General features: G+C 67.6%; 17 protein-coding genes and 1 pseudogene. 13 read left to right on the forward strand and 5 right to left on the reverse strand.

Features of this window, described 5'->3' with window-relative positions; all coding sequences use genetic code 11:
• The 4 genes and pseudogenes from FHT32_RS34800 to FHT32_RS15990 form a co-directional block, all read right to left on the reverse strand.
• A pseudogene (locus FHT32_RS34800) lies at positions 1 to 200 on the reverse strand (hypothetical protein); the annotation flags it as partial.
• Between the two features lie 29 nt (positions 201 to 229).
• A complete protein-coding gene (locus FHT32_RS15980) occupies positions 230 to 2,101 on the reverse strand; it encodes a phosphoenolpyruvate carboxykinase (GTP) (protein WP_176665601.1) in 1,872 nt (623 codons plus the stop codon).
• 153 nt (positions 2,102 to 2,254) lie between these two features.
• Positions 2,255 to 2,407 (reverse strand): hypothetical protein, encoded by a 153-nt coding sequence (locus FHT32_RS15985; RefSeq protein WP_176665602.1) that lies wholly within the window; start codon positions 2,405 to 2,407, stop codon positions 2,255 to 2,257.
• 119 nt (positions 2,408 to 2,526) lie between these two features.
• Positions 2,527 to 3,726, reverse strand: coding sequence for a threonine ammonia-lyase (locus tag FHT32_RS15990; RefSeq protein WP_176665603.1), 1,200 nt, complete (start codon positions 3,724 to 3,726; stop codon positions 2,527 to 2,529).
• Positions 3,727 to 3,842: 116 nt separating this feature from the next.
• On the opposite strand from FHT32_RS15990, the gene FHT32_RS15995 reads away from it, so the two are divergent.
• The 3 genes from FHT32_RS15995 to FHT32_RS16005 all read left to right on the forward strand — a co-directional run bounded on the left by FHT32_RS15995 (position 3,843) and on the right by FHT32_RS16005 (position 9,300).
• Positions 3,843 to 6,170 carry an ATP-binding protein gene (locus FHT32_RS15995; RefSeq protein ID WP_176665604.1) on the forward strand — a complete coding sequence of 776 codons (2,328 nt, stop codon included), beginning with the start codon at positions 3,843 to 3,845 and terminating at the stop codon, positions 6,168 to 6,170.
• Between the two features lie 92 nt (positions 6,171 to 6,262).
• Entirely contained in the window at positions 6,263 to 7,885 is a 1,623-nt protein-coding gene (locus tag FHT32_RS16000) for a S41 family peptidase (RefSeq protein ID WP_176665605.1), read from the forward strand.
• 212 nt (positions 7,886 to 8,097) lie between these two features.
• Positions 8,098 to 9,300 (forward strand): nucleoside hydrolase, encoded by a 1,203-nt coding sequence (locus tag FHT32_RS16005; protein WP_176665606.1) that lies wholly within the window; start codon positions 8,098 to 8,100, stop codon positions 9,298 to 9,300.
• Positions 9,301 to 9,327: 27 nt separating this feature from the next.
• On the opposite strand, the gene recQ is transcribed toward FHT32_RS16005, so the two are convergent.
• On the reverse strand, positions 9,328 to 11,220 hold the full coding sequence (recQ, locus tag FHT32_RS16010) for a DNA helicase RecQ (RefSeq protein WP_176665607.1): 1,893 nt from the start codon (positions 11,218 to 11,220) through the stop codon (positions 9,328 to 9,330).
• Positions 11,221 to 11,535: 315 nt separating this feature from the next.
• On the opposite strand from recQ, the gene FHT32_RS16015 reads away from it, so the two are divergent.
• From FHT32_RS16015 to FHT32_RS16060, 10 genes are all read left to right on the forward strand, one after another.
• Positions 11,536 to 12,507, forward strand: a complete 972-nt coding sequence (locus FHT32_RS16015) for an ABC transporter substrate-binding protein (protein ID WP_176665608.1) — start codon at positions 11,536 to 11,538, stop codon at positions 12,505 to 12,507.
• Positions 12,488 to 13,378, forward strand: coding sequence for an ABC transporter permease (locus FHT32_RS16020; protein WP_176665609.1), 891 nt, complete (start codon positions 12,488 to 12,490; stop codon positions 13,376 to 13,378). The genes FHT32_RS16015 and FHT32_RS16020 overlap by 20 nt, the downstream gene beginning before the upstream one ends.
• Positions 13,378 to 14,163, forward strand: coding sequence for an ABC transporter ATP-binding protein (locus tag FHT32_RS16025; protein WP_176665610.1), 786 nt, complete (start codon positions 13,378 to 13,380; stop codon positions 14,161 to 14,163). Before FHT32_RS16020 ends, FHT32_RS16025 begins: the two co-directional genes overlap by 1 nt.
• A gap of 11 nt (positions 14,164 to 14,174) precedes the next feature.
• Entirely contained in the window at positions 14,175 to 14,912 is a 738-nt protein-coding gene (hutC, locus tag FHT32_RS16030) for a histidine utilization repressor (RefSeq protein ID WP_176665611.1), read from the forward strand.
• Between the two features lie 59 nt (positions 14,913 to 14,971).
• Entirely contained in the window at positions 14,972 to 16,531 is a 1,560-nt protein-coding gene (gene hutH, locus FHT32_RS16035) for a histidine ammonia-lyase (RefSeq protein WP_176665612.1), read from the forward strand.
• Between the two features lie 27 nt (positions 16,532 to 16,558).
• The gene (hutU, locus tag FHT32_RS16040) at positions 16,559 to 18,286 is read left to right on the forward strand and encodes a urocanate hydratase (protein WP_176665613.1); all 1,728 of its coding nucleotides are present in this window, start codon (positions 16,559 to 16,561) and stop codon (positions 18,284 to 18,286) included.
• A gap of 164 nt (positions 18,287 to 18,450) precedes the next feature.
• Complete coding sequence (locus FHT32_RS16045) at positions 18,451 to 19,182, forward strand: IclR family transcriptional regulator (protein ID WP_176665614.1); 732 nt, start codon at positions 18,451 to 18,453, stop codon at positions 19,180 to 19,182.
• Positions 19,183 to 19,257: 75 nt separating this feature from the next.
• Positions 19,258 to 20,010: a transporter substrate-binding domain-containing protein gene (locus FHT32_RS16050; protein ID WP_176665615.1), complete on the forward strand. Its 753-nt coding sequence runs from the start codon at positions 19,258 to 19,260 to the stop codon at positions 20,008 to 20,010.
• A 7-nt stretch (positions 20,011 to 20,017) separates the two neighbouring features.
• Positions 20,018 to 20,686: an amino acid ABC transporter permease gene (locus tag FHT32_RS16055; RefSeq protein WP_093307471.1), complete on the forward strand. Its 669-nt coding sequence runs from the start codon at positions 20,018 to 20,020 to the stop codon at positions 20,684 to 20,686.
• Positions 20,683 to 21,258 carry a HutD family protein gene (locus tag FHT32_RS16060; RefSeq protein ID WP_176665616.1) on the forward strand — a complete coding sequence of 192 codons (576 nt, stop codon included), beginning with the start codon at positions 20,683 to 20,685 and terminating at the stop codon, positions 21,256 to 21,258. Before FHT32_RS16055 ends, FHT32_RS16060 begins: the two co-directional genes overlap by 4 nt.
• The last annotated feature ends 26 nt before the right edge of the window (positions 21,259 to 21,284 follow it).

Below are 21,284 nucleotides of genomic sequence, written 5' to 3' on the forward strand. Positions count from 1 at the left end.
TCCATCCTGGCTGCGCCTGCCGCTATCAATTCCCCCAAGATGTCTTCAGTCAGTCGGTCCAGTTCGACATCGCCGAAAAAACGCTTGCGAATCGCTGTCGGATAAGGCGTCGATTCCGAGATTGCGCCTGGGTCAGCCAACTCGATTAGCTGACCGACCACAAAATTCGCGACAACAAAAAAGCCCGATGGCATCGCCACCGGGCTTTTGCTTTCAGAGCCGCTTGTTATCAGGCCGCCAGACGCTGCTCGATCGCAGCCTTCGTCTCCGGCAGTTCCTTCGGCAGATGGTGCTCCAGCTGCTTGAACAATTCGGCATGCAGCTTCAGCTCAGCCTGCCAGGCCGCCTTGTCGATGCTGGTCACCGTGGCGAATTGCTCCGCACTGAAGTTCAAGCCAGTCCAGTTCAGGTCTTCGTAGCGCGGGCTGATGCCGGTGATGTGCTCCACGCCTTCGGTCTTGTTGCCCTCGACGCGATCGATCATCCACTTCAGCACGCGCATGTTCTCGCCATAGCCAGGCCAGACGAACTTGCCGTCGGCGCCCTTGCGGAACCAGTTCGTGGTGTAGATCTTCGGGAGCTTGGCGCCCGAGGCTTCGAGCTTCATGCCCAGGTCGAGCCAATGCTGGAAGTAGTCGCTCATGTTGTAGCCCATGAAGGGCAGCATCGCGAAGGGATCGCGGCGGACCACGCCTTGCTGGCCGGCCGCGGCTGCAGTCGTCTCGGAGCCCATCGTCGCCGCCATGTAGACGCCTTCGACCCAGTTGCGGGCTTCCGTCACCAGCGGCACGGTGTTCGAGCGGCGGCCGCCAAAGATGAAAGCGTCGATGGTCACGCCCTTCGGGTCGTCCCATGCTTCGTCGAGCGCGGGGTTGTTGGTCGCGGCGACCGTGAAGCGGGCGTTCGGATGGGCGGCCTTCGCGCCGGTTTCCTTGGCGATCTGCGGCGTCCAGTCCTTGCCTTGCCAGTCGATCAGGTGCGCCGGCAGCGCCTTGCCGGGTGCGTCCTGCTCCATGCCTTCCCACCAGACGTCTCCGTCGTCCGTCAGCGCGACGTTGGTGAAGATCACGCCCTGGTCCAGGCTGCGCATGCAGTTCGGGTTGGTCAGCATGTTGGTGCCCGGCGCGACGCCGAAATAGCCGGCCTCCGGGTTGATAGCACGCAGGGTGCCATCAGCCTGCGGCTTGATCCAGGCAATGTCGTCGCCGATGGTCGTGACCTTCCAGCCCTCGAAGCCTGCCGGCGGCACCAGCATCGAGAAGTTGGTCTTGCCGCAGGCGCTGGGGAAGGCCGCTGCTACGTGGTACTTCTTGCCCTCGGGATTCGTCACGCCCAGGATGAGCATGTGCTCGGCCAGCCAGCCCTCGTCGCGGCCCATGTTGGAGGCAATGCGCAGCGCGAAGCACTTCTTGCCCAGCAGCGCGTTGCCGCCGTAGCCGGAGCCATAGCTCCAGATCTCGCGCGTCTCGGGGTAGTGGACGATGTACTTGGTCTTGTTGCACGGCCAGGAGACGTCCTTCTGCCCGGGCTCGAGCGGCGCTCCAACGGTGTGCACGCAGGGCACGAAATCGCCATCGGCGCCCAGCACGTCGTAAACGGCCTTGCCCATGCGGGTCATGATGCGCATGTTGACCGCCACATAGGGCGAGTCGGAAAGCTCGATGCCGATGTGGGCGATCGGCGAACCCAGCGGGCCCATGCTGAAGGGCACGACGTACATCGTGCGGCCCTTCATGCAGCCGTCGAACAGCGGCTGCAGGGTCGCGCGCATCTCGGCGGGAGCCATCCAGTTGTTGGTGGGGCCAGCGTTTTCCTTCTGCTCGGAGCAGATGTAGGTGCGGTCTTCGACGCGCGCGACGTCGCTCGGATCGGACAGCGCGAGGAACGAATTGGGCCGCTTGGCGGGATCGAGCTTCCGGAAGGTGCCGGTGTCGACCAGTTGCTGGCACAGGCGGTCGTACTCTTCCTTGCTTCCGTCGCACCAGTGGATGGCTTCGGGTTTGCACAGCGCGGCCATGTCGGCCACCCAGGCAATCAGCTTTGCGTTCTTGACGTATGAGGGCGCCTGAATGGTGAGGCCCTTCATCGTGGGTGCGTTCATCGGAAAATCTCCTAAGTTGAAAAATCGTCTTTCCGAACGGGACGCCGCGCCAGCTCAGGCACGGAGGTCCGTTTGAGAAAACGTTTCGCTTCGGGAGATTGCGTCAATGCGGGCCGCACCGCCCGCAGACAAAGGCGCTAACGCCTGTCAGCTTCAGGCCATGTAGACGGCGATGGAAGCCAGCAGCAGCATCAGCACGCCACCGGCCAGGGGAAGCACCAGCGGCATCAGGTGAACGACCGACTCTACGGCATCGTGTTCGACGGCCGCGCCTTGGCTCGGCTCGACGGGAGTGGGATTGGACATCGGGAAATTCCTCGAATACGCAATTGACAAACTGATGGCATTTTACCGGCGGGGCGCCCGGAGCCGGTCTAGGGGGTTGCGAGCCCCCGAATGGGGCATTCCAGGGTTGATCTTGCAGCTCAATGCTGCTCTTCCGCCTCGAAGCCGGCGTCCTTCAGCGCAGCCAGCACGCCAGCCAGGTGGGCCCGCCCGCGAGTCTGCAGCACGAGTTCGACGTCCACGTTCTGCGCGGCCAGCATCGTGAAGGCGCGTTGGTGATGAACCTCGTCGACGTTAGCGCCCGCTTCGGCCACGGTGGCTGTGATCCGGGCGAGTGAGCCGGGAACGTCGCGCGCGCTGACCCGCACCCGGGCCAGCCGTCCGGCCCTGACCATCCCGCGTTCGATGATGGCCGCGAGCAGCAGCGGATCGATATTGCCCCCGGACAGAACCAGCCCCACGCGCTTGCCCCTGAAGCGCTCCGGATGCCGGATCAGCGCCGCCAGGCCCGCAGCGCCAGCGCCTTCGACCAGCGTTTTCTCGATCTCGAGCAGCATCAGCACGCCTTGCTCGATGTCGCCTTCGTCCACCAGCAGCAGGTCGTCGACCTTGCTCGCGATGATCTGCTGCGTCAGCACGCCAGGAGTGCCCACCGCGATGCCCTCGGCGATGGTGCTGTTGCCCTGCGCGTGGTGCGTGCCCTTCACGGCATTGACCATCGCCGGAAAGCGCGTCGTCTGCACGCCCACGATCTCGATGCCAGGCTTGCGCTCTCGCGCGGCCACCGCCATGCCGGCGATCAGCCCGCCGCCGCCCACCGACACCACCAGCGCGTCGAGATCGGGCACGGCGTCCAGCATCTCCAGCGCCACGGTGCCCTGGCCCGCGATGATCGCCTCGTCGTCGTAAGGGTGCACGAAGGTCAGTCCCTCGCGCTGCGCGAGCTCGAAGGCATGGGTACGAGCGGCTTCCAGCGTGTCGCCGTGCAGCACCACCTCGGCGCCGAAGCCTCGCGTGCGTTCGATCTTCACGCCGGGCGTGAAGCGCGGCATCACGATCAGCGCCCGCAATCCGAGCCGCTGCGCGTGATAGGCCACACCCTGCGCATGGTTGCCGGCAGACATGGCGATCACTCCGCGTGTACCGTTCTCGGAAAGATCCACCAGCTTGTTGCACGCCCCCCGCTCCTTGAACGAGGATGTGAACTGCAGGTTCTCGAATTTCAGGAACACCTGCGCGCCGACGATTTCCGAAAGGGTGCGTGATTCCACGCACGGCGTGTTGAGCACCTGCCCCTGGAGGCGCGCCGCGGCGCGTTCGATTTCCTGGATTCCGACCATGCCGCGCATTGTGGCTGGAATCGCACCCATCAGGGTTTTTCCCCTTTCACGGTCTTCCCGAAGCCAAAAGTCTGCGTTATGGTCTCTCCGAAATTGTCCTCGTTGGAGGTTGCCTGATGGCCAAGCGTGCGGGTGTCGATGTCGTGGCTGCTGCGGTTCGCGGGCAGGCATTGCCGTCGCCCGGGCTCAAGGAAGCACCGGTGCTCGAGCTCATGTGCTCGCACTTCGTGCTGACCCTGGCCGCCAAGCAAGGGCCGCGCTTCAACGTGCGGCGTGACATCAACGGCCTGCTCTCGCTCACGGGGCGGCACCTGGTATGGCCCGCCGCGGTGCTGCAGCGGCTGCGCGAATTCCTGGGGCGGCGTTGCGCGGGCAACGAAGCCTGGAAGGGCGTCGAAGACTTCGACGGCCGCACGCTGCTGGAGCGCCACGGCGTGTGGCGCGGTCCCTACGAGGAAGGCACGCTCTTCTTCTATCTCGACGAATACGCGAAGGACCAGCCCAAGGATTTGCTCTCGGTGCTGGCCGTCACGCGCGACTGGCTCACGCATGCGCTGCGAAAGCAGTCGACGCTGGTCGAGAAGAACATCGATGCCCTCGCGGGCCTGCTGCAGCTCAACAAGGCCGAGCGCGCGCTGCTGCTGTACGGCACGCTCGCGCGCTACCAGCGCGACTTGCGCTCGCTGCTGGTCGAGTTCAAGGTCAACAACGCGCCCGAGGCCTATGCCGCCATCGCCGACATCGCCGGCGTGAACGCGAGCGACGTGGGCGAGGCGCTGCGCGCCGGCTCGCGGCTCGAGCGCATCGGGCTCGTCGAGAACCTCATCTCGGAGCACAACATCACCGACCTCGCCGACCTGATGAAGGTCAGCGAGAAGCTGCCGCCGGTGCTCATGCGCGAGTACCGCGACCACAACGAGCTGATGGCCGTGTTCACGCGCCCCTCGGCCAAGAGCGCGCTCACGCCGCACGACTTCTCCTTCGTGCAGGAAGACGCGCAGATGCTCGTCAGGCTGCTGCGCGCGGCGGTCGCGCGCAAGGAGCCGGGCGTCAACGTGCTGCTCTACGGCCCGCCCGGCACGGGCAAGACCGAACTCGCCAAGGTGGTCGCGCAGGCCGCCGGGCTCGAGCTCTTCGAGGTCGAGTACGCCGACCGCGACGGCAATTCGCTCAGCGGCCGCGACCGCTACCGTTCGCTGCAGATCGCGCAGGTGTTCCTCAAGGGCAGCGCGCAGGCCGCGCTGCTGTTCGACGAGGTCGAGGACGTGTTCCCGCCCATCAGCACCGAGGCCGCGCAGTTCATGGCGCGCGCCGAGCAGATTCCGGCGCCCACCAGCGGCAGCGTCAGCGGCAAGGCCTGGGTCAACCAGATCCTCGAGGCCAACCCCGTGCCCACGCTGTGGGTCACCAACCGCATCGAGCAGATCGACCCGGCATTCCGGCGCCGCTTCGCCTATCACCTCGAACTCAAGTCGCCGCCGCCGGGCGCGCGCGAGCAGCTCGTGAAGAAGACGCTCGAAGGCGTGGTCGTGTCCGAGGCCTTCACCGCCAAGCTGGCCGGACGCAAGGGCCTCACGCCCGCGCAGATCCGCACGGCGGTGCGCTTCGCCGGGCTGGCCCGCACCGAGGACGATGCCTCGATGGAAGCGCTCATCGAGCGCCAGCTGCGCAACGCCGACCTGGCCCTCGGCACCGCCGACGCCGCGCGCGGCGAGCGCCGCAGCGTCACCACCTACGACCTCGACATGCTCAACGTCGAGACCCGCTTCGAGATCCCGCGCATCGTCGAGGCGCTGAAGGCGCGCGGCCACGGCACGCTGTGCTTCTACGGCGCACCCGGCACCGGCAAGACGGCGCTGGCCGAGCACATCGCCAAGGCCGTGGGCCGCCCGCTGATCGTGAAGCAGGCCAGCGACCTCATGAGCAAGTACGTCGGCGAGACCGAGCAGAACATGGCCGCCATGTTTCGCGAGGCAGAGGCAGAAAAGGCCGTGCTGCTGCTCGACGAGGCCGACAGCTTCCTGCAGGACCGCCGCGGCGCGCAGCGCACCTACGAGGTCACCGAGGTCAACGAGATGCTGCAGGGCATGGAGCGCTTCAACGGCGTCTTCGTCTGCACCACCAACCTGCTCGACCGGCTCGACCAGGCGGCGCTGCGGCGCTTCACCTTCAAGATCAAGTTCATGCCGCTGACCGCCGCGCAGCGCGAGCGCATGTTCATCACCGAGGCGCTCGCGGGCGACGCCGAGCTCATGACAAATGCCATGCGCTCGCGGCTCGCTCAGCTGGCACAGCTGTGCCCAGGGGATTTCGCCGCGGTGAAACGACAGACCGATATCCTCGCGGCGGAGTTCTCCGCGAGCGAGTTCCTGGACCAGCTCGAGGCCGAGCACCGCATCAAGCCCGAAGTGCGCGAGTCGCGCGGCATGGGCTTCGTGCAGTAGCGCCGGCATCGGCGGCAAGCCGAAGGCGCGGGCGGCCGTCGCCGCGCAGAACGAAAACATCCGCCCGCCATCGCGGGCAAGAGGAGGAGCGCATGGTGGGATCTCGCAAGGTCGACGACGCGCGGCAGCTGCCGCTTCCAGGTGCATGGGCTGCCGCCGGCGCGGCGCTCGCTGCCGCTTTCCTCCTGGCGGGCTGCGGGGGCGGTGGAGGAGGGGGCGGCGGCGGTGGCCTGCCGATCGGCCTGATCCCCGGCACCACGACGCCACCGGCAACAACCCCCCCGAGCAGCGGCGACGGCATCGTCGCCTCGGCCACTGTCGCGGGCCTGTGCGCATCGCCGCGCAGCGGCATCAATCCGGACACCAATGCGGCCTACCCCGACCGCGGCGGCACGCTCGACAACGAGAAGAGCTGGGTGCGCGGCTGGATCGACGAAACCTACCTCTGGTACGGCGAAGTGCCCACCACCCTCAAGGCCGCCGACTACGCCACGCCCGTCACCTGGTTCAACGTGCTCAAGACGACGGCCACCACGCCCTCGGGCCGCGCCAAGGACCGCTTCCACTTCACCTACGACACCGAGGCCTACCGGCAACTCACGCAGGGCGGCGTCTCCGCCGGCTACGGCATGGAGACGGCCGCGATACGCAGCTCGCCCCCGCGCGACATCCGCATCGCCTTCGTCGAGCCGAATTCGCCGGCCAACACTGCGGGACTGCTGCGCGGCGCGAAGATCCTCACGATCGACGGCATCAACGTTGTCAGCAGCACCGGCACCGCCAACGTCAACGCGATCAACGGGGCGCTGTCGCCCAAGGCCGTCGGCGAATCGCACACCTTCACCTTCGAGGTGAACGGGGTGGCGCAATCGCCCGTGCAGCTGACGGCCGCGAAGATCACCAGCACGCCGGTGCAGAACGTGCAGGTCATCGACACCGGCAGCGGCCGCGTGGGCTACCTGCTGTTCAACGACCACATCACCACGTCGGAGACGCAGCTCATCAACGCCGTCAACAGCTTCAAGCAGGGCGCCGGCATCCAGGACCTGGTGCTCGACATGCGCTACAACGGCGGCGGGCAACTGCTCATTGCGAGCCGGCTGGCCTACATGATCGCCTCGCCGTCCGTGACCGCGGGCAAGACCTTCGAGCAGCTGGTCTTCAACGACAAGAACCCGTTCCGGCTCTCCGTCGCGCAGACCCTGACGCCCTTCGTGAGCACCAGCCGCAGCGGGCAGCCGCTGCCCACGCTGGGCCTGTCGCGCGTGACCGTGCTCACCGGCCCCGACACCTGCTCGGCGAGCGAGTCGGTCGTCAACAGCCTGCGCGGCGTGGGTGTCACCGTCAACCTGGTCGGCGGCACCACCTGCGGCAAGCCCTACGGCTTCTATCCGCAGGACAACTGCGGCACCACCTACTTCGCGATCCAGTTCAAGGGCGTGAACCAGAAGGGCGAAGGCGACTACGGCGACGGCATGGCGCCGAATGCCGGCTGCGTCGTGGCCGACGACTTCAGCCACCAGCTCGGCGACAAGGCCGAGGCGCGGCTCGCTGCCGCGCTCGCGCTGCGCAGCTCGGGCTCCTGCTCCGTCTCCGCCAAGACGACCGTCCAGGGCCTGGAGAAGGCGGCCGAGCCTGAAGCGGAGCAGCCCTACCTGCCGGGCCGATCGCCGCTGCGCGAGAACCGGCTGGTCGGCCTGCCCGATCCGGCCTGAGCCGCCGCGAGCTGCCTGAGCGGCTCTGAAAGCCCTCCCGGGCTCACCTTCGGGCTCGCGGAAAACCCCTAGCGCTGGTGCTTGCCACCCCTGTCGCTAGCGCCGTAGAGTGGGTGAAACGTTTGCGCAAAGCTTTGCGCAAACGTTTGTATCTCGGAGCGGCACGGCTTGCCCGGCCTGAGAACCAACTTCCTAGTACCTGGAGAGCAAAGATGCGCAAATGGATCGGGGCGATGTTCATCGCCGTCATCACGGTATTGGCGGGCTGCGGCGGTGGTGGCAATGGAGGCGGCGGGATCGGCCTCGGCCCGGGTTGGGGCGGCGGTGGTGGCGGCGGATCGGGCGGCGGCACCGGCCCGCAGAAGATCATCATCGACAGCGACTACAACACCATGAGCGACGACGGCCAGCTCGGCGTGATGGCCGCGCAGCTGCAGGCCGAGGGCAAGGTGCGGGTGATGGGCATCAGCGTGGTCTCGGGCAACCAGTGGCTGAAGCAGGGCGTGGCCGATGCGCTGATGTCGGTGGAGCGCCTGGGCGTGGGCGACCGCATCGGCATCTACTCGGGCGCGAACTACGCGCTGAACCACACTTACGCCGACGTCCAGGCCGAGATGGCCGCCGGTGCTGGCGGCGACGGCTACCTCGGCGCCTGGGGCGGCCCCGAGCCCAAGACCGACGCCGACCTCAAGCCCTCGCCCGACGGCTTCGCGAAACACACCGTGGTGCAGCGCAAGACGGCGGTCGATTTCATCGTCGACACCGTGAAGGCCAACCCCGGCGAGATCACCATCCTGGCCATCGGCCCGCTCACCAACATCGCGCTCGCGGTGAAGCAGAACCCCGAGATCGTGCCGCTCATCAAGAAGATCATCTACATGGGCGGCGCCATCGACGTGCCCGGCAACACCACCAAGGCCGCCGAGTTCAACTGGTGGTTCGACCCCGACGCGGCGCAGTTCGTGGTGCGGCTGCCGATCCCGCAGGTGGTGGTGCCGCTGGACGTGACCGACACCGTGTTCCTCACCAAGCCCATCTACGACCGCATCGCGCACCCGGCCAAGCCCACGGCCGTGACCGACGTGTTCCAGAAGCTCAACGGCTACGGCTTCGACGGCAAGAACGGCTTCGAGACCAACCCCAACTACACGCAGAACATCTGGGACACGCTCACGCTGGCCTACCTGATCGATCCCAGCTACGCCACGCAGACGGTGGAGCGCTACGTCGACGTGATCGCCAAGCCGGGCGCCGCCGACAACGGCCGCTCGATCGGCTATTCGTCGCAGCCCGCCGGGTCGACGCTGCAGAAGATGACGGTGGTGAAGAAGTTCGACAACGCGCGCTTCTTCGAGCTCTACGTCGACCTGCTGACGCGGCCGGTGCCGGTCGTGCTGCCCTTGACGGCGAACTGAGCGTCGACGGGTGGCGGCCGCGCGGCCTCAGAACGCTTCGCAGACGCGCAATACCTCGCTGCCGTAGGCCTCGAGCTTCTTGGTGCCGATGCCGCTGATGCCCTGCAGGTCTTCCAGCGTCGCGGGCGCGCGCTCGGCAATGGCGGCCAGCGTGGCGTCGTGGAAGATCACGTAGGCCGGCAGGTTGTGTTCCTTCGCGACCTCGGCGCGCCAGGCCTTGAGCGCGTCGAAACGCTTGCGGCCCGCCTCGTCGAGCTTGGCGGCGGCCGGCGGCGGGGCGCCCTTGGCGGCTTTCTCGCGCCGGGGCTTGCGCTCGGCGGGCGACGACACCGATTCGCGCAGTGTCACCGGCGTCTCGCCCCTGAGCACCGCGCGCGAGCCCTCGGTGAGCTTCAGCGTGTTGAAGGCTTCCGCGTCCACCGCCAGCGCGCCGGTGGCGATCAGCTGGCGCAGCACGCCGCGCAGCGCCACCTCGCTGAACTCCGCGCCGATGCCGAAGGTGCTGATGCGCTCATGCCCGAACTGCTTGACCTTCTCGGTGCTCTTGCCGCGCAGGATGTCCATGATGTGCCCGGCGCCGAAGCTGATGCCGCTCAACTGCTGCACGCGGTAGATGGTGCTCAGCAGCTTGCGCGCGGCATCGGTGCCGTCCCACACCTGCGGCGGGTTCAGGCAGTTGTCGCAGTTGCCGCAGGGCGTGCTCTTCTCGCCGAAGTAGCCCAGCAGGCGCACGCGCCGGCAGTCGCTCGCCTCGGCCAGCGAGAGCAGGGCGTCGAGCTTGCCGCGCATCACCTGCTTGAACTCCTCGCCGGCGGGGCTCTCGTCGATCATGCGGCGCTGGTTGACCACGTCCTGCAGGCCGTAGGCCATCCAGGCGTCGGCGGGGCCGCCGTCGCGGCCGGCGCGGCCGGTTTCCTGGTAGTAGCCCTCGATGTTCTTCGGCATGTCGAGGTGGCCGACGAAGCGCACGTCGGGCTTGTCGATGCCCATGCCGAAGGCGATGGTCGCGACCATCACGATGCCTTCCTCGCGCAGGAAGCGGTCCTGGTGCTGCTGGCGCACCGCGGCGTCCAGGCCCGCGTGGTAGGGCAGGGCGTTGATGCCCGCGTCGCGCAGCGCCACCGCCACGTCTTCCACCCGCTTGCGCGACTGGCAATAGACCACGCCCGCGTCGCCCTCGTGCTCTCGCTCGATGAAGCGCAGCAGCTGCGTGGTGGCATCCTTCTTCTCGACGATGGTGTAGCGGATGTTCGGCCGGTCGAAGCTGGAGACGAACTGGCGCGCGTCCTCCAGCTGCAGCCGCTCGACGATGTCGGCGCGCGTGAGCGCGTCTGCCGTGGCCGTGAGCGCGATGCGCGGCACGCCCGCGTAGCGCTCGTGCAGCACGGTGAGCGCGCGGTACTCGGGGCGGAAGTCGTGGCCCCACTGGCTCACGCAATGCGCCTCGTCGATGGCGAATAGCGAGAGTTTGCCGCGCTCCTTCAGCGAATCGAGCTGCGACAGGAAACGCGGCGTGTTCACGCGCTCGGGCGCCGCGTACAGCAGCGTGATCTCGCCGCGCAGCATGCGGCGCTCGACGTCCTGCGTCTCCTCCCAGTCGAGCGTGGAGTTGAGGAAGGCCGCGCTCACGCCGGCCTCGTGCAGCGCACCCACCTGGTCGTGCATCAGCGCGATCAGCGGCGACACCACGATCGCCACGCCCTTGCCCGCGCGCTGCCGGGCGATCGCCGGGATCTGGTAGCACAGCGACTTGCCGCCGCCCGTGGGCATCAGCACCAGCGCATCGCCGCCGGCCACCACGTGGTCGACGATGTCCTGCTGGGCCCCCCGGAACTGCGCGTAGCCGAAGACCTCGTGGAGGATGTCGGAAGGAGCGCTGCTGCCGGAGAGGTCGATGGGTTGGGGGGCGAGGGAGGACACGGGCAGCGGGCGGGGGGAAGTCGGAAAGACGGAGGAGAAGGGAGGAGGAGGGAGGAAGAGAGCGGCCGTCGATTGTCCCCCAGCGCTGCAGATATGACTGTGGCACGAGCTTTGCAATGGTTGCCGCCGTCCTGTGTCCTTTCCTGTCTAGACAGCAAATGGGTGCATTTTCGAAGGAAGTGCACCAAAAATGACCTTTCGGGTTATCCTGTATATACAAGTTGGGGCGCCTGGCAACAATGCGAGGCGTGCGTGACCCGGCCTTCGGGCGCCGCCGCCGAGCCTTTCCCCAAAGAACAGACCCCAGGAGTACCCATGGTCAAGACGGTAGTTGTGAAGTTCGCCTCGCTGGTTGCAGCGGGCGCATGTGCGGCGGGCATGGCCGGAACGGCCGCCGCCCAGGATCTGACGAAGATCTCGCTCGGCATGTCCGGCTGGACCGGCTTCGCGCCACTCTCGCTGGCGGACAAGGCCGGCATCTTCAAGAAGAACGGCCTGGACGTCGAACTCAAGATGATCCCGCAGAAGGACCGCCACCTCGCGCTGGCCTCCGGCGCCATCCAGTGCGCGGCCACCACCGTCGAGACGCACGTGGCCTGGAACGCCAACGGCGTGCCGATCGTGCAGATCTTCCAGATGGACAAGTCCTACGGCGCCGACGGCCTCGCGGTGCGCGGCGACGTCAGCAAGTTCTCCGACCTCAAGGGCAAGACCATCGGCGTCGACGCGCCCGGCACCGCGCCCTACTTCGGCCTGGCCTGGATGCTCAGCAAGAACGGCATGACGCTGAAGGACGTGAAGACCACCACGCTGTCGCCGCAGGCCTCGGCCCAGGCCTTCGTGGCCGGCCAGAACGACGCCGCCATGACCTACGAGCCGTACCTCTCGACGGTGCGCGCCAACCCCGCCGCCGGCAAGATCCTGGCCACCACGCTCGACTACCCGATGGTGATGGACACCGTCGGCTGCGCGCCCACCTGGCTCAAGGCCAACGCCAAGGCCGCCGCCGCGCTCACCAAGTCGTACTTCGACGCGCTCGACATGATCAAGGCCGAGCCCGAGAAGTCCAACGAGCTCATGGGCTCGGCCGTGAAGCAGAGCGGCGAGCAGTTCGCCAAGTCGTCGGCCTTCCTGCGCTGGCAGGACAAGGCGGCCAACCAGAAGTTCTTTGCGGGCGAACTCACCAGCTTCATGAAGGAGGCCACGCCCATCCTTCTGGAAGCCGGCGTGATCCGCAAGGCGCCCGAGGACTTCTCGGCCACCTTCGATGCAAGCTTCGTCAAGTAAGACCATGTCGCAGATGCCTTCCGCAGCAGCAGCGGTCGCGGCGCCTGCGCCGCAGCAGGCCGCCGCCAGGGCCGCGGCGCCGGCCCGCCGCCGCGCGCTCGCGCCGCTCGAACCCATCGGCACGCGCGCCCGCGTGCTGCTGGGGCTCGCTTTCTTCGTCGTCTTCGTGCTCGTGTGGGCCATCGCCACGCTCGGCGGCTTCGTGCCGCCGACCTTCCTCGCGAGCCCGCCGACCATGGTCAAGGAAGGCTGGCTGCTCTTCACCGAGTACGGCTTCATCGGCGACATCGGCATGACCGTGTGGCGCGTGTTCGGCGGCTTCCTGCTGGCGGCCGTGTTCGCGGTGCCGCTGGGCATCGCCATGGGCACCTGGAAGGCCGTGGAAGCCTTCTTCGAGCCCTTCGTCTCGTTCTGCCGCTACCTGCCGGCCTCGGCCTTCATCCCGCTGCTCATCCTGTGGGCGGGCCTGGGCGAAATGCAGAAGCTGCTGGTGATCTTCATCGGCTCCTTCTTCCAGATCGTGCTGATGGTGGCCGTCACCGTGGGCGGCGCGCGGCGCGACCTCGTGGAGGCCGCCTACACGCTGGGCGCCAACAGCCGCGGCATCGTGGCGCGCGTGCTCATCCCGGGCGCGGCGCCGGGCATCGCCGAGACGCTGCGCCTCGTGCTCGGCTGGGCATGGACCTACGTGATCGTGGCGGAGCTCATCGGCTCATCCTCGGGCATCGGCCACATGATCACCGACAGCCAGGCGCTGCTGAACACCGGCCAGATCATCTTCGGGATCATCGTGATCGGCGTCATCGGCCTTTTGTCCGACTTCGCCTTCAAGGCAATCAACCGCCGTCTCTTCGCGTGGGCAGCACTGTGATGTCGCAGAACCAACTTTCCATCCAGGGCGTCTCGCGCGTCTTCACCGGCACCAAGGGCCAGCGCACGCAGGCGCTGCAGCCGATCGACTTCGAGGTGAAGGAGAACGACTTCGTCACCATCCTCGGCCCCTCCGGCTGCGGCAAGTCGACGCTGCTGCGCATCGTGGCGGGGCTCGACTTCCCGACCACCGGCCAGGTGCTGCTCGATGGCCAGCGCATCGAAGGCCCGGGCGCCGACCGTGGCGTGGTGTTCCAGAGCTACACGCTCTTTCCGTGGCTCACGGTGGCGCAGAACATCCGCTTCGGCCTGCGCGAGCGCGGCATGAGCGAGGCCGACCAGAAGGAGCGCAGCGAGTTCTTCATCGCCAAGGTCGGCCTGCGCGGCTTCGAGAACCACTTCCCGAAGCAGCTCTCCGGCGGCATGCAGCAGCGCACCGCCATCGCGCGCGCGCTGGCCAACGACCCCAAGATGCTGCTGCTCGACGAGCCCTTCGGCGCGCTCGACAACCAGACCCGCGTGCTCATGCAGGAGCTGCTGCTGGGCATCTGGGAGTCGGCGCAGAAGACGGTGCTGTTCGTCACGCACGACATCGACGAGGCCATCTTCATGGCCAACCGCGTGGCGGTGTTCAGCGCGCGGCCAGGGCGCATCAAGACCGAGATCGCGGTCGACTTCCCGCATCCGCGCAGCTACACCATCAAGACCTCGCCGGAGTTCATGGAGATCAAGGCGCGCCTGACCGAAGAGATCCGCGCCGAATCGATGGCCGCGGCGGAGCATTGACTGAAAGCCAGATGAAACGCGACCTGCCGACCCTCGCGCTCTACGCGCAAGTCATGGATCACATCTCCCGCAAGATCCAGGACGGGACGTGGCCGCCCGGCCACCGCCTGCCGTCGGAGCACGAACTGGTCGCGCAGTTCGGCATGGCGCGCATGACGGTGAACCGCGCGCTGCGCGAGCTGGTGGAGCAGGGCCGCATCGTGCGCGTGGCGGGCGTCGGCAGCTTCGTGGCGGAGAACAAGCCGCAGTCCACGCTGCTGCAGATCGCCAACATCGCCAGCGAGATCCGCCAGCGCGGGCACGACTACCGCTGCGAGATGATCGCGGTCGAGCGCCTCGCCGCCTCGACCGACGTGGCCGCATGGCTCGACAAGCGCGCCGGCGACTCGGTGTTCCACAGCGTGTGCCTGCACCTGGAGAACGGCACGCCGGTGCAGCTGGAGGAGCGCTTCGTCAATCCGCAGGTGGTGCCCGACTACCTCGAGCAGGACTTCACCGCGATGCCGCCCAGCGAGTACCTGGTGCGCAACGTGCCCTTCGACCAGATCGAGCACGTGGTCGACGCCGTGCTGCCCAACGCCGAGCAGGCCGAGCGCCTCGCGATGACGCCCACCGACCCGTGCCTGCTGCTCACGCGCCGCACCTGGTCGCGCAACGTTCCCGTGACGTGGGTGCGCTGCCTGCACCCCGGTTCGCGCTACAGCCTGGGAAGCCGCTTCAAAGCCGACGGCAACCCCAGCTTCGGTTGATTTTTTCGTCCTCAGAGACCTCAGCTTTCACTCGCAACTACTTGTATAGACAGGTTCACATGACAAGCAAACACACCGCCCATCCAGATGCCAACTTGATCCTCACGCCCGGCAAGGTCGATCTCGCCACGCTGCGTCGCATCCAGGCCGGCGGCGTGCAGCTTTCGCTCGACGCGTCCGTGCGCGAAGGCATGCAGCGCGCCGAGGCCGCCGTGCGCCACATCGTCGAGAACGACCAGGTCGTCTACGGCATCAACACCGGCTTCGGCAAGCTCGCGAGCACACGCATCGGCAACGACCACCTGGCCGAGCTGCAGCGCAACCTGGTGCTCTCGCACAGCGTGGGCACCGGCGAGCCGCTGGCCGCGCCTGTCGTGCGCATGATCCTCGCGACCAAGGCGGTGAGCCTGGCGCGCGGCCATTCGGGCGTGCGTCCGGCCCTGGCCGATGCGCTGCTGGCGTTGTTCAACGCGGGCGTGATGCCGCGCATTCCGGCCAAGGGCTCGGTCGGCGCCTCGGGTGACCTCGCGCCGCTCGCGCATCTGGCCTGCGTGCTGATCGGCGAAGGCGAGGCGACGCTGCCCGACGGCCGCGTGGTGAGCGGCGCCGAGGCGATGAAGCACATCGGCCTCGAACCCTTCGTGCTCGGCCCCAAGGAAGGCCTCGCGCTGCTCAACGGCACGCAGGTGTCGACCGCGCTCGCGCTGGCGGGTCTCTTCGGTGCGGAAGACGTGTTCGCCTCGGCGCTGATGTCGGGCGCGCTGTCGCTCGAAGCCATCCAGGGCTCCATCAAGCCCTTCGACGCGCGCATCCACGCCGCGCGCGGCCAGCCGGGCCAGATCGCGGTGGCGGGCGCGGTGCGCACGCTGCTCGAAGGCAGCGAGATCGTTCCCTCGCACGCCGACTGCGGCCGCGTGCAGGACCCGTATTCCGTGCGCTGCATCCCGCAGGTGATGGGCGCCTGCCTCGACAACCTCGCGCACGCCGCGCGCGTGCTGGTGATCGAGGCCAATGCCGCATCGGACAACCCGCTGGTCTTCACCGACACGGGCGAGGTCATCTCGGGCGGCAACTTCCACGCCGAGCCCGTCGCCTTCGCGGCCGACATCGTGGCGCTGGCCGTGAGCGAAGTGGGTGCGATCTCCGAGCGCCGCCTCGCGTTGCTGCTCGACAGCGGCCTCTCGGGCCTGCCGCCCTTCCTCGTGCGCGACGGCGGCCTCAACTCGGGCTTCATGATCGCGCAGGTCACGGCCGCGGCGCTCGCCTCGGAGAACAAGTCGCTCGCGCACCCCGCCAGCGTCGACAGCCTGCCCACCTCCGCGAACCAGGAAGACCACGTGTCGATGGCCACCTTCGCGGGCCGGCGCCTGGCCGACATGGTCAACAACACGGCCGTGGTCGTCGGCATCGAAGCGATGGCCGCCGCGCAGGGCATCGAGCTCAAGCGCAAGCTCAAGAGCTCGCCGCTGGTCGAAGCCGAATTCGCCGCCATCCGCCAGAAGGTCGCCTTCCTGGAGACCGACCGCTACCTCGCCCCCGACATTGAAGCCATGCGCCAGTGGGCGCTGAAGGCCGAGCTGCCGGCCGCGCTGCTCGACATCCTGCCCAGCCACTCGTAAAACACACCCCGATTAGGAGAACCCGCCATGAACGCTCCCGACAAATTTGCCCTGAACAACCCCGCCGCCACCGACCCGCGCCACGACCCCACGCGCGTGATCCGCGCCCCGCGCGGCAGCGAGCTCAACTGCAAGAGCTGGCTCACCGAGGCTCCCTTCCGCATGCTGCAGAACAACCTCGACGCCGAGGTGGCCGAGCGCCCGCAGGACCTGGTGGTGTACGGCGGCATCGGCCGCGCCGCGCGCGACTGGGCCTGCTTCGACCAGATCCTCGCCTCGCTGAAGGAACTGAACGACGACGAGACGCTGCTCATCCAGTCGGGCAAGCCCGTGGGCGTTTTCAAGACGCACGAGAACGCGCCGCGCGTGCTGCTGGCCAATTCGAACCTCGTGCCGAAGTGGGCCAACTGGGAGCACTTCAACGAGCTCGACCGCAAGGGCCTCTTCATGTACGGCCAGATGACCGCCGGCAGCTGGATCTACATCGGCAGCCAGGGCATCGTGCAGGGCACCTTCGAGACCTTCGTGGAGGCCGGCCGCCAGCACTACAACAACAGCCTCGCGGGCAAGTGGATCCTCACGGCCGGCCTGGGCGGCATGGGCGGCGCGCAGCCGCTGGCCGCCACGCTGGCGGGCGCGGTGTCGCTGAACATCGAGTGCCAGCAGTCGAGCATCGACTTCCGCCTGCGCACCCGCTACGTCGACAAGCAGGCACGCGACATCGACCATGCCTTCGAGCTCATCAAGCAGCACTGCGACGCGAAGGAAGCCGTGTCGATCGCGCTGCTGGGCAACGCGGCCGAGATCCTTCCTGAACTCGTGAAGCGCGCCAAGGCCGGTGGCCTGAAGCCCGACCTCGTGACCGACCAGACCTCCGCGCACGACCTGATCAACGGCTACCTGCCCGCCGGCTGGAGCGTGCCCCAATGGCAGGCCGCCATGAAGGACGCCTCGCAGCATGATGCGCTCAAGAAGGCAGCAGCCAAGTCTTGCGCCGTGCACGTGCAGGCCATGCTCGACTTCCAGGCCATGGGCATTCCCACGGTCGACTACGGCAACAACATCCGCCAGGTGGCCTTCGACGAGGGCGTGAAGAACGCCTTCGACTTCCCCGGCTTCGTGCCGGCCTACATCCGCCCGCTCTTCTGCGAGGGCAAGGGCCCGTTCCGCTGGGTGGCGCTCTCGGGCGACCCGGAGGACATCTACAAGACCGACGCCAAGATCAAGGAGCTGTTCCCCGAGAACAAGCACACGCATCGCTGGCTCGACATGGCGCGCGAGCGCATCGCCTTCCAGGGCCTGCCGGCGCGCATCTGCTGGCTGGGCCTGGGGGAGCGCCACATCGCGGGCCTGGCCTTCAACGAGATGGTGAAGAACGGCGAGCTGAAGGCGCCGATCGTCATCGGCCGCGACCACCTGGACACCGGCTCGGTGGCCAGCCCCAACCGCGAGACCGAAGCGATGAAGGACGGCACCGATGCGGTGAGCGACTGGCCGCTGCTCAACGCGCTGCTCAATACGGCAGGCGGCGCCACCTGGGTCAGCCTGCACCACGGCGGCGGCGTGGGCATGGGCTACTCGCAGCACTCGGGCGTGGTGATCGTTTGCGACGGCACCGACGCGGCGGCAAAGCGCATCGAGCGCGTGCTCTTCAATGACCCGGCCACCGGCGTGATGCGCCATGCCGATGCGGGCTACGACATCGCCGTGGCCACCGCGAAGAAGCAGGGCCTGAAGCTGCCGATGGTGAAGTGAGAAGTGAGGAAGTGACGACGGGTGGCGCCACGAAAAACGGCGCAGCCTTAAGCCGAAGGTAGAAAGAAAAAGCAGGCCCATTCCCACTCGCTGGGAATACGGGCTTGGAAGTGGGAACGGCGGGCAAGATACTGCACGCCGGTTCCATCCATCCGACCGATCGCATGACGACCCCGACCGACGCCCCCGCCAACGACCGCGCGCTCTTCGTGCTGTCGGTGCTGGCGCAGAGCAAGGCGGCGATGACGGCGGCCGAGCTGGTGCGGGCCACCGGCCTGTCGCAGAGCACGCTGTACCGGCAGATCGCCACGCTGCGCCGCTGGGGCTTCGTGATGGAGTCCGACGGCCGCTACTCGCCGGGCCCAGTCAGCGTGCAACTGGCCACCGGCTTCGACGGCAACTCCGACCTCGTGATGGCGGCGCGCGCCGACATGCGCCTGCTGGCGCAGCAAAGCCACGAGAGCGTGGCGCTGGTCACGGCGGTGAACGAGCGCGTCGTGTGCCTGGAGATGATCGACAGCGAACAGTCGCTGCGCTGCTCCTTCGACCGCGGCCGCAGCGTGCCCGCGCGCGACGGCGCCAGCGCCAAGTGCCTGCTGGCCCACATGCCGCTCGACCAGCGCGACGCCCTGCTCGACGGCCTCGGCGAGAGCCCCGAACGCCGCGCCGAGCGCGCGGCCGAACTCGACGCCATCCGCGAGGCCGGCCATGCCGTGACCCACGGCGAGGTCGACGCCGGCGTGTGGGGCGCGAGCGCGCCGGTGCTCTCTTCGGGCCGGCGCCTGCGCGGCGCGATCACGCTGATGGCGCCGCTCACGCGCGTCGAGGGCATGGAAGCTGCATTGCTGCACATGACCGTCGTCACGGCGGCGCGCATCTCGCGGGCGCTGCAGTAGCGGCGCCGCTCGTTTTCTTTCTCCTTCCTCTTCCTTCCTTCTTTCCTCCTCCTCCTCACCACGAAAGCTCCTGCCATGAACACCCGCCGCTCCATCGTCGCCGCCACTCTTTCCGGCCTTGCCATCCTCGGTTTCGCGGGCGCCGCGCACGCGCAGGGCGAGCCGCTGCGCGTGGCCACCGACGCGACCTTCCCGCCGATGGAGTTCGTGGAGAACGGCAAGCGCACCGGCTTCGACGTGGAGCTGGTCGAGGCCATCGGCAAGACGCTGGGCCGCAAGATCGAGTGGATCGACATCGACTTCAAGGGCCTGGTGCCGGGCCTGATCTCGAAGCGCTTCGACATGGCCGTCTCGGGCATCTACATCACCGACGAGCGCAAGAAGGTGGTCGACTTCACCGTGCCCTACTACGCAGGCGGCCTCGTCGTGATGGTGAAGGACGGCAACACCGCGATCAAGACGCCGGCCGACATCAACGGCAAGAAGGTCAGCGTGCAGGTGGGCACCAAGTCGGTGAGCTACACGAAGGAGAAATTCCCGCAGGTTCAGCTGATGGAAGTCGAGAAGAACCAGGAGATGTTCAACCTCGTCGACATCGGCCGCGCCGACGCCGCCGTGACCGGCAAACCCGCCGCCTACCAGTACGTGCGCACGCGCGGCGGCCTGAAGGTGCTGCCCGAGCAGATCACCACCGAGGAATACGGCATGGCCATCCGCAAGGACACGCCAGAGCTGACCAAGGCGGTGAACGGCGCCATCGAGAAGCTCAAGGCAGACGGCACCTACGACCAGATCGTCAAGAAGTGGTTCAGCACGGCTGCCAAGTAAGCCCGCCATGGATCTCGATTTCTCGCCCGTCTGGGAAGGCTGGCCCGACCTGCTGCGCGGTGCGCTCGTCACGGTGGAGATCACCGCCTGCGCGCTCGCGCTGGGCTGCGTGCTGGGCCTCTTGGTCGGCATTGGCCGGCTGAACCCGAAGCGGCGCTGGCTCTACGGCGCATGCACGGCCTACGTGGCGGCCATCCGCGGCACGCCGCTGCTGGTGCAGCTGTTCATTCTGTTCTTCGGCCTGCCGCACTTCGGCATCCTGCTGCCGGCCTTCGTGTGCGGCGTGCTGGGGCTCGGCGTGTACTCGGGCGCCTACGTGTCGGAGATCGTGCGCGGCGCGATCCAGTCGATCGACAAGGGCCAGACCATGGCGGCGCAGTCGCTGGGCATGACGCCCGGCCTCGCGATGCGCCACATCGTGCTGCCGCAGGCGGTGGTGCGCATGATCCCGCCGCTGGGCAACGAGTTCATCGCGCTGATCAAGAACTCGGCGCTGGTGTCGCTGCTGACCATCCACGACGTGATGCACGAGGGGCAGAAGATCATCAGCGTGTCGTACCGCTCGCTGGAGGTGTATCTGGCCATCGCGGTCGTGTACTTCGTGCTCACCGGCACGATGACGCTGGTGCTGCGGCACTTCGAGCAGCGACTGCGCCAGGGCGGGATGGTGCGATGAGCGGCGTGCTTCGTCGTTTCTCGCGCGCCTCGCTGCCCGCCACGCCATGGAAAAACGGCGGCGGCACCACGCAGGAGATCGCCAGCTGGCCCCAGGGCACGGGGCTCGACAGCTTCGGCTGGCGTGTGAGCATCGCCACCATCGCGGCGGCGGGGCCGTTCTCGGTGTTCGCGGGCGTGGACCGCAGCATCACGCTGCTCGAAGGCGACGGCGTGCGGCTCTTCACGCATGACGGGCGCATCGAGCATCGGCTCGACGTTGCGCTGCAGCCCTTCGCCTTCAGCGGCGACGAGCCGATCGACTGCACACTGCTCGGCGGCGCCTCGAACGACTTCAACGTGATGACGCGACGTGGCCAATGGCGCGCCGACGTGCGTGTGCTCGACCGTGCCGCGGCCCTCGCGCCCGCGCCGCACGGCGTGCTGCTCGCGCTTCGCGGCGCATGGCGCCTCGACGACGAAGTCTTCGGCGAAGGCGAGGGCCTGCAGTGGACCGACGGGGCACGGGCCTGGCATGCACTGCCCGAGGGCCCCGAGGCACGGCTGCTCGCGGTGCGCATCCTGCCGGCCTGAGCTGCCAACGCAACAACAGGAACGAC

This window comes from Variovorax sp. SG517 (assembly GCF_013376045.1).
Classification (GTDB): Bacteria; Pseudomonadota; Gammaproteobacteria; order Burkholderiales; family Burkholderiaceae_C; genus Variovorax.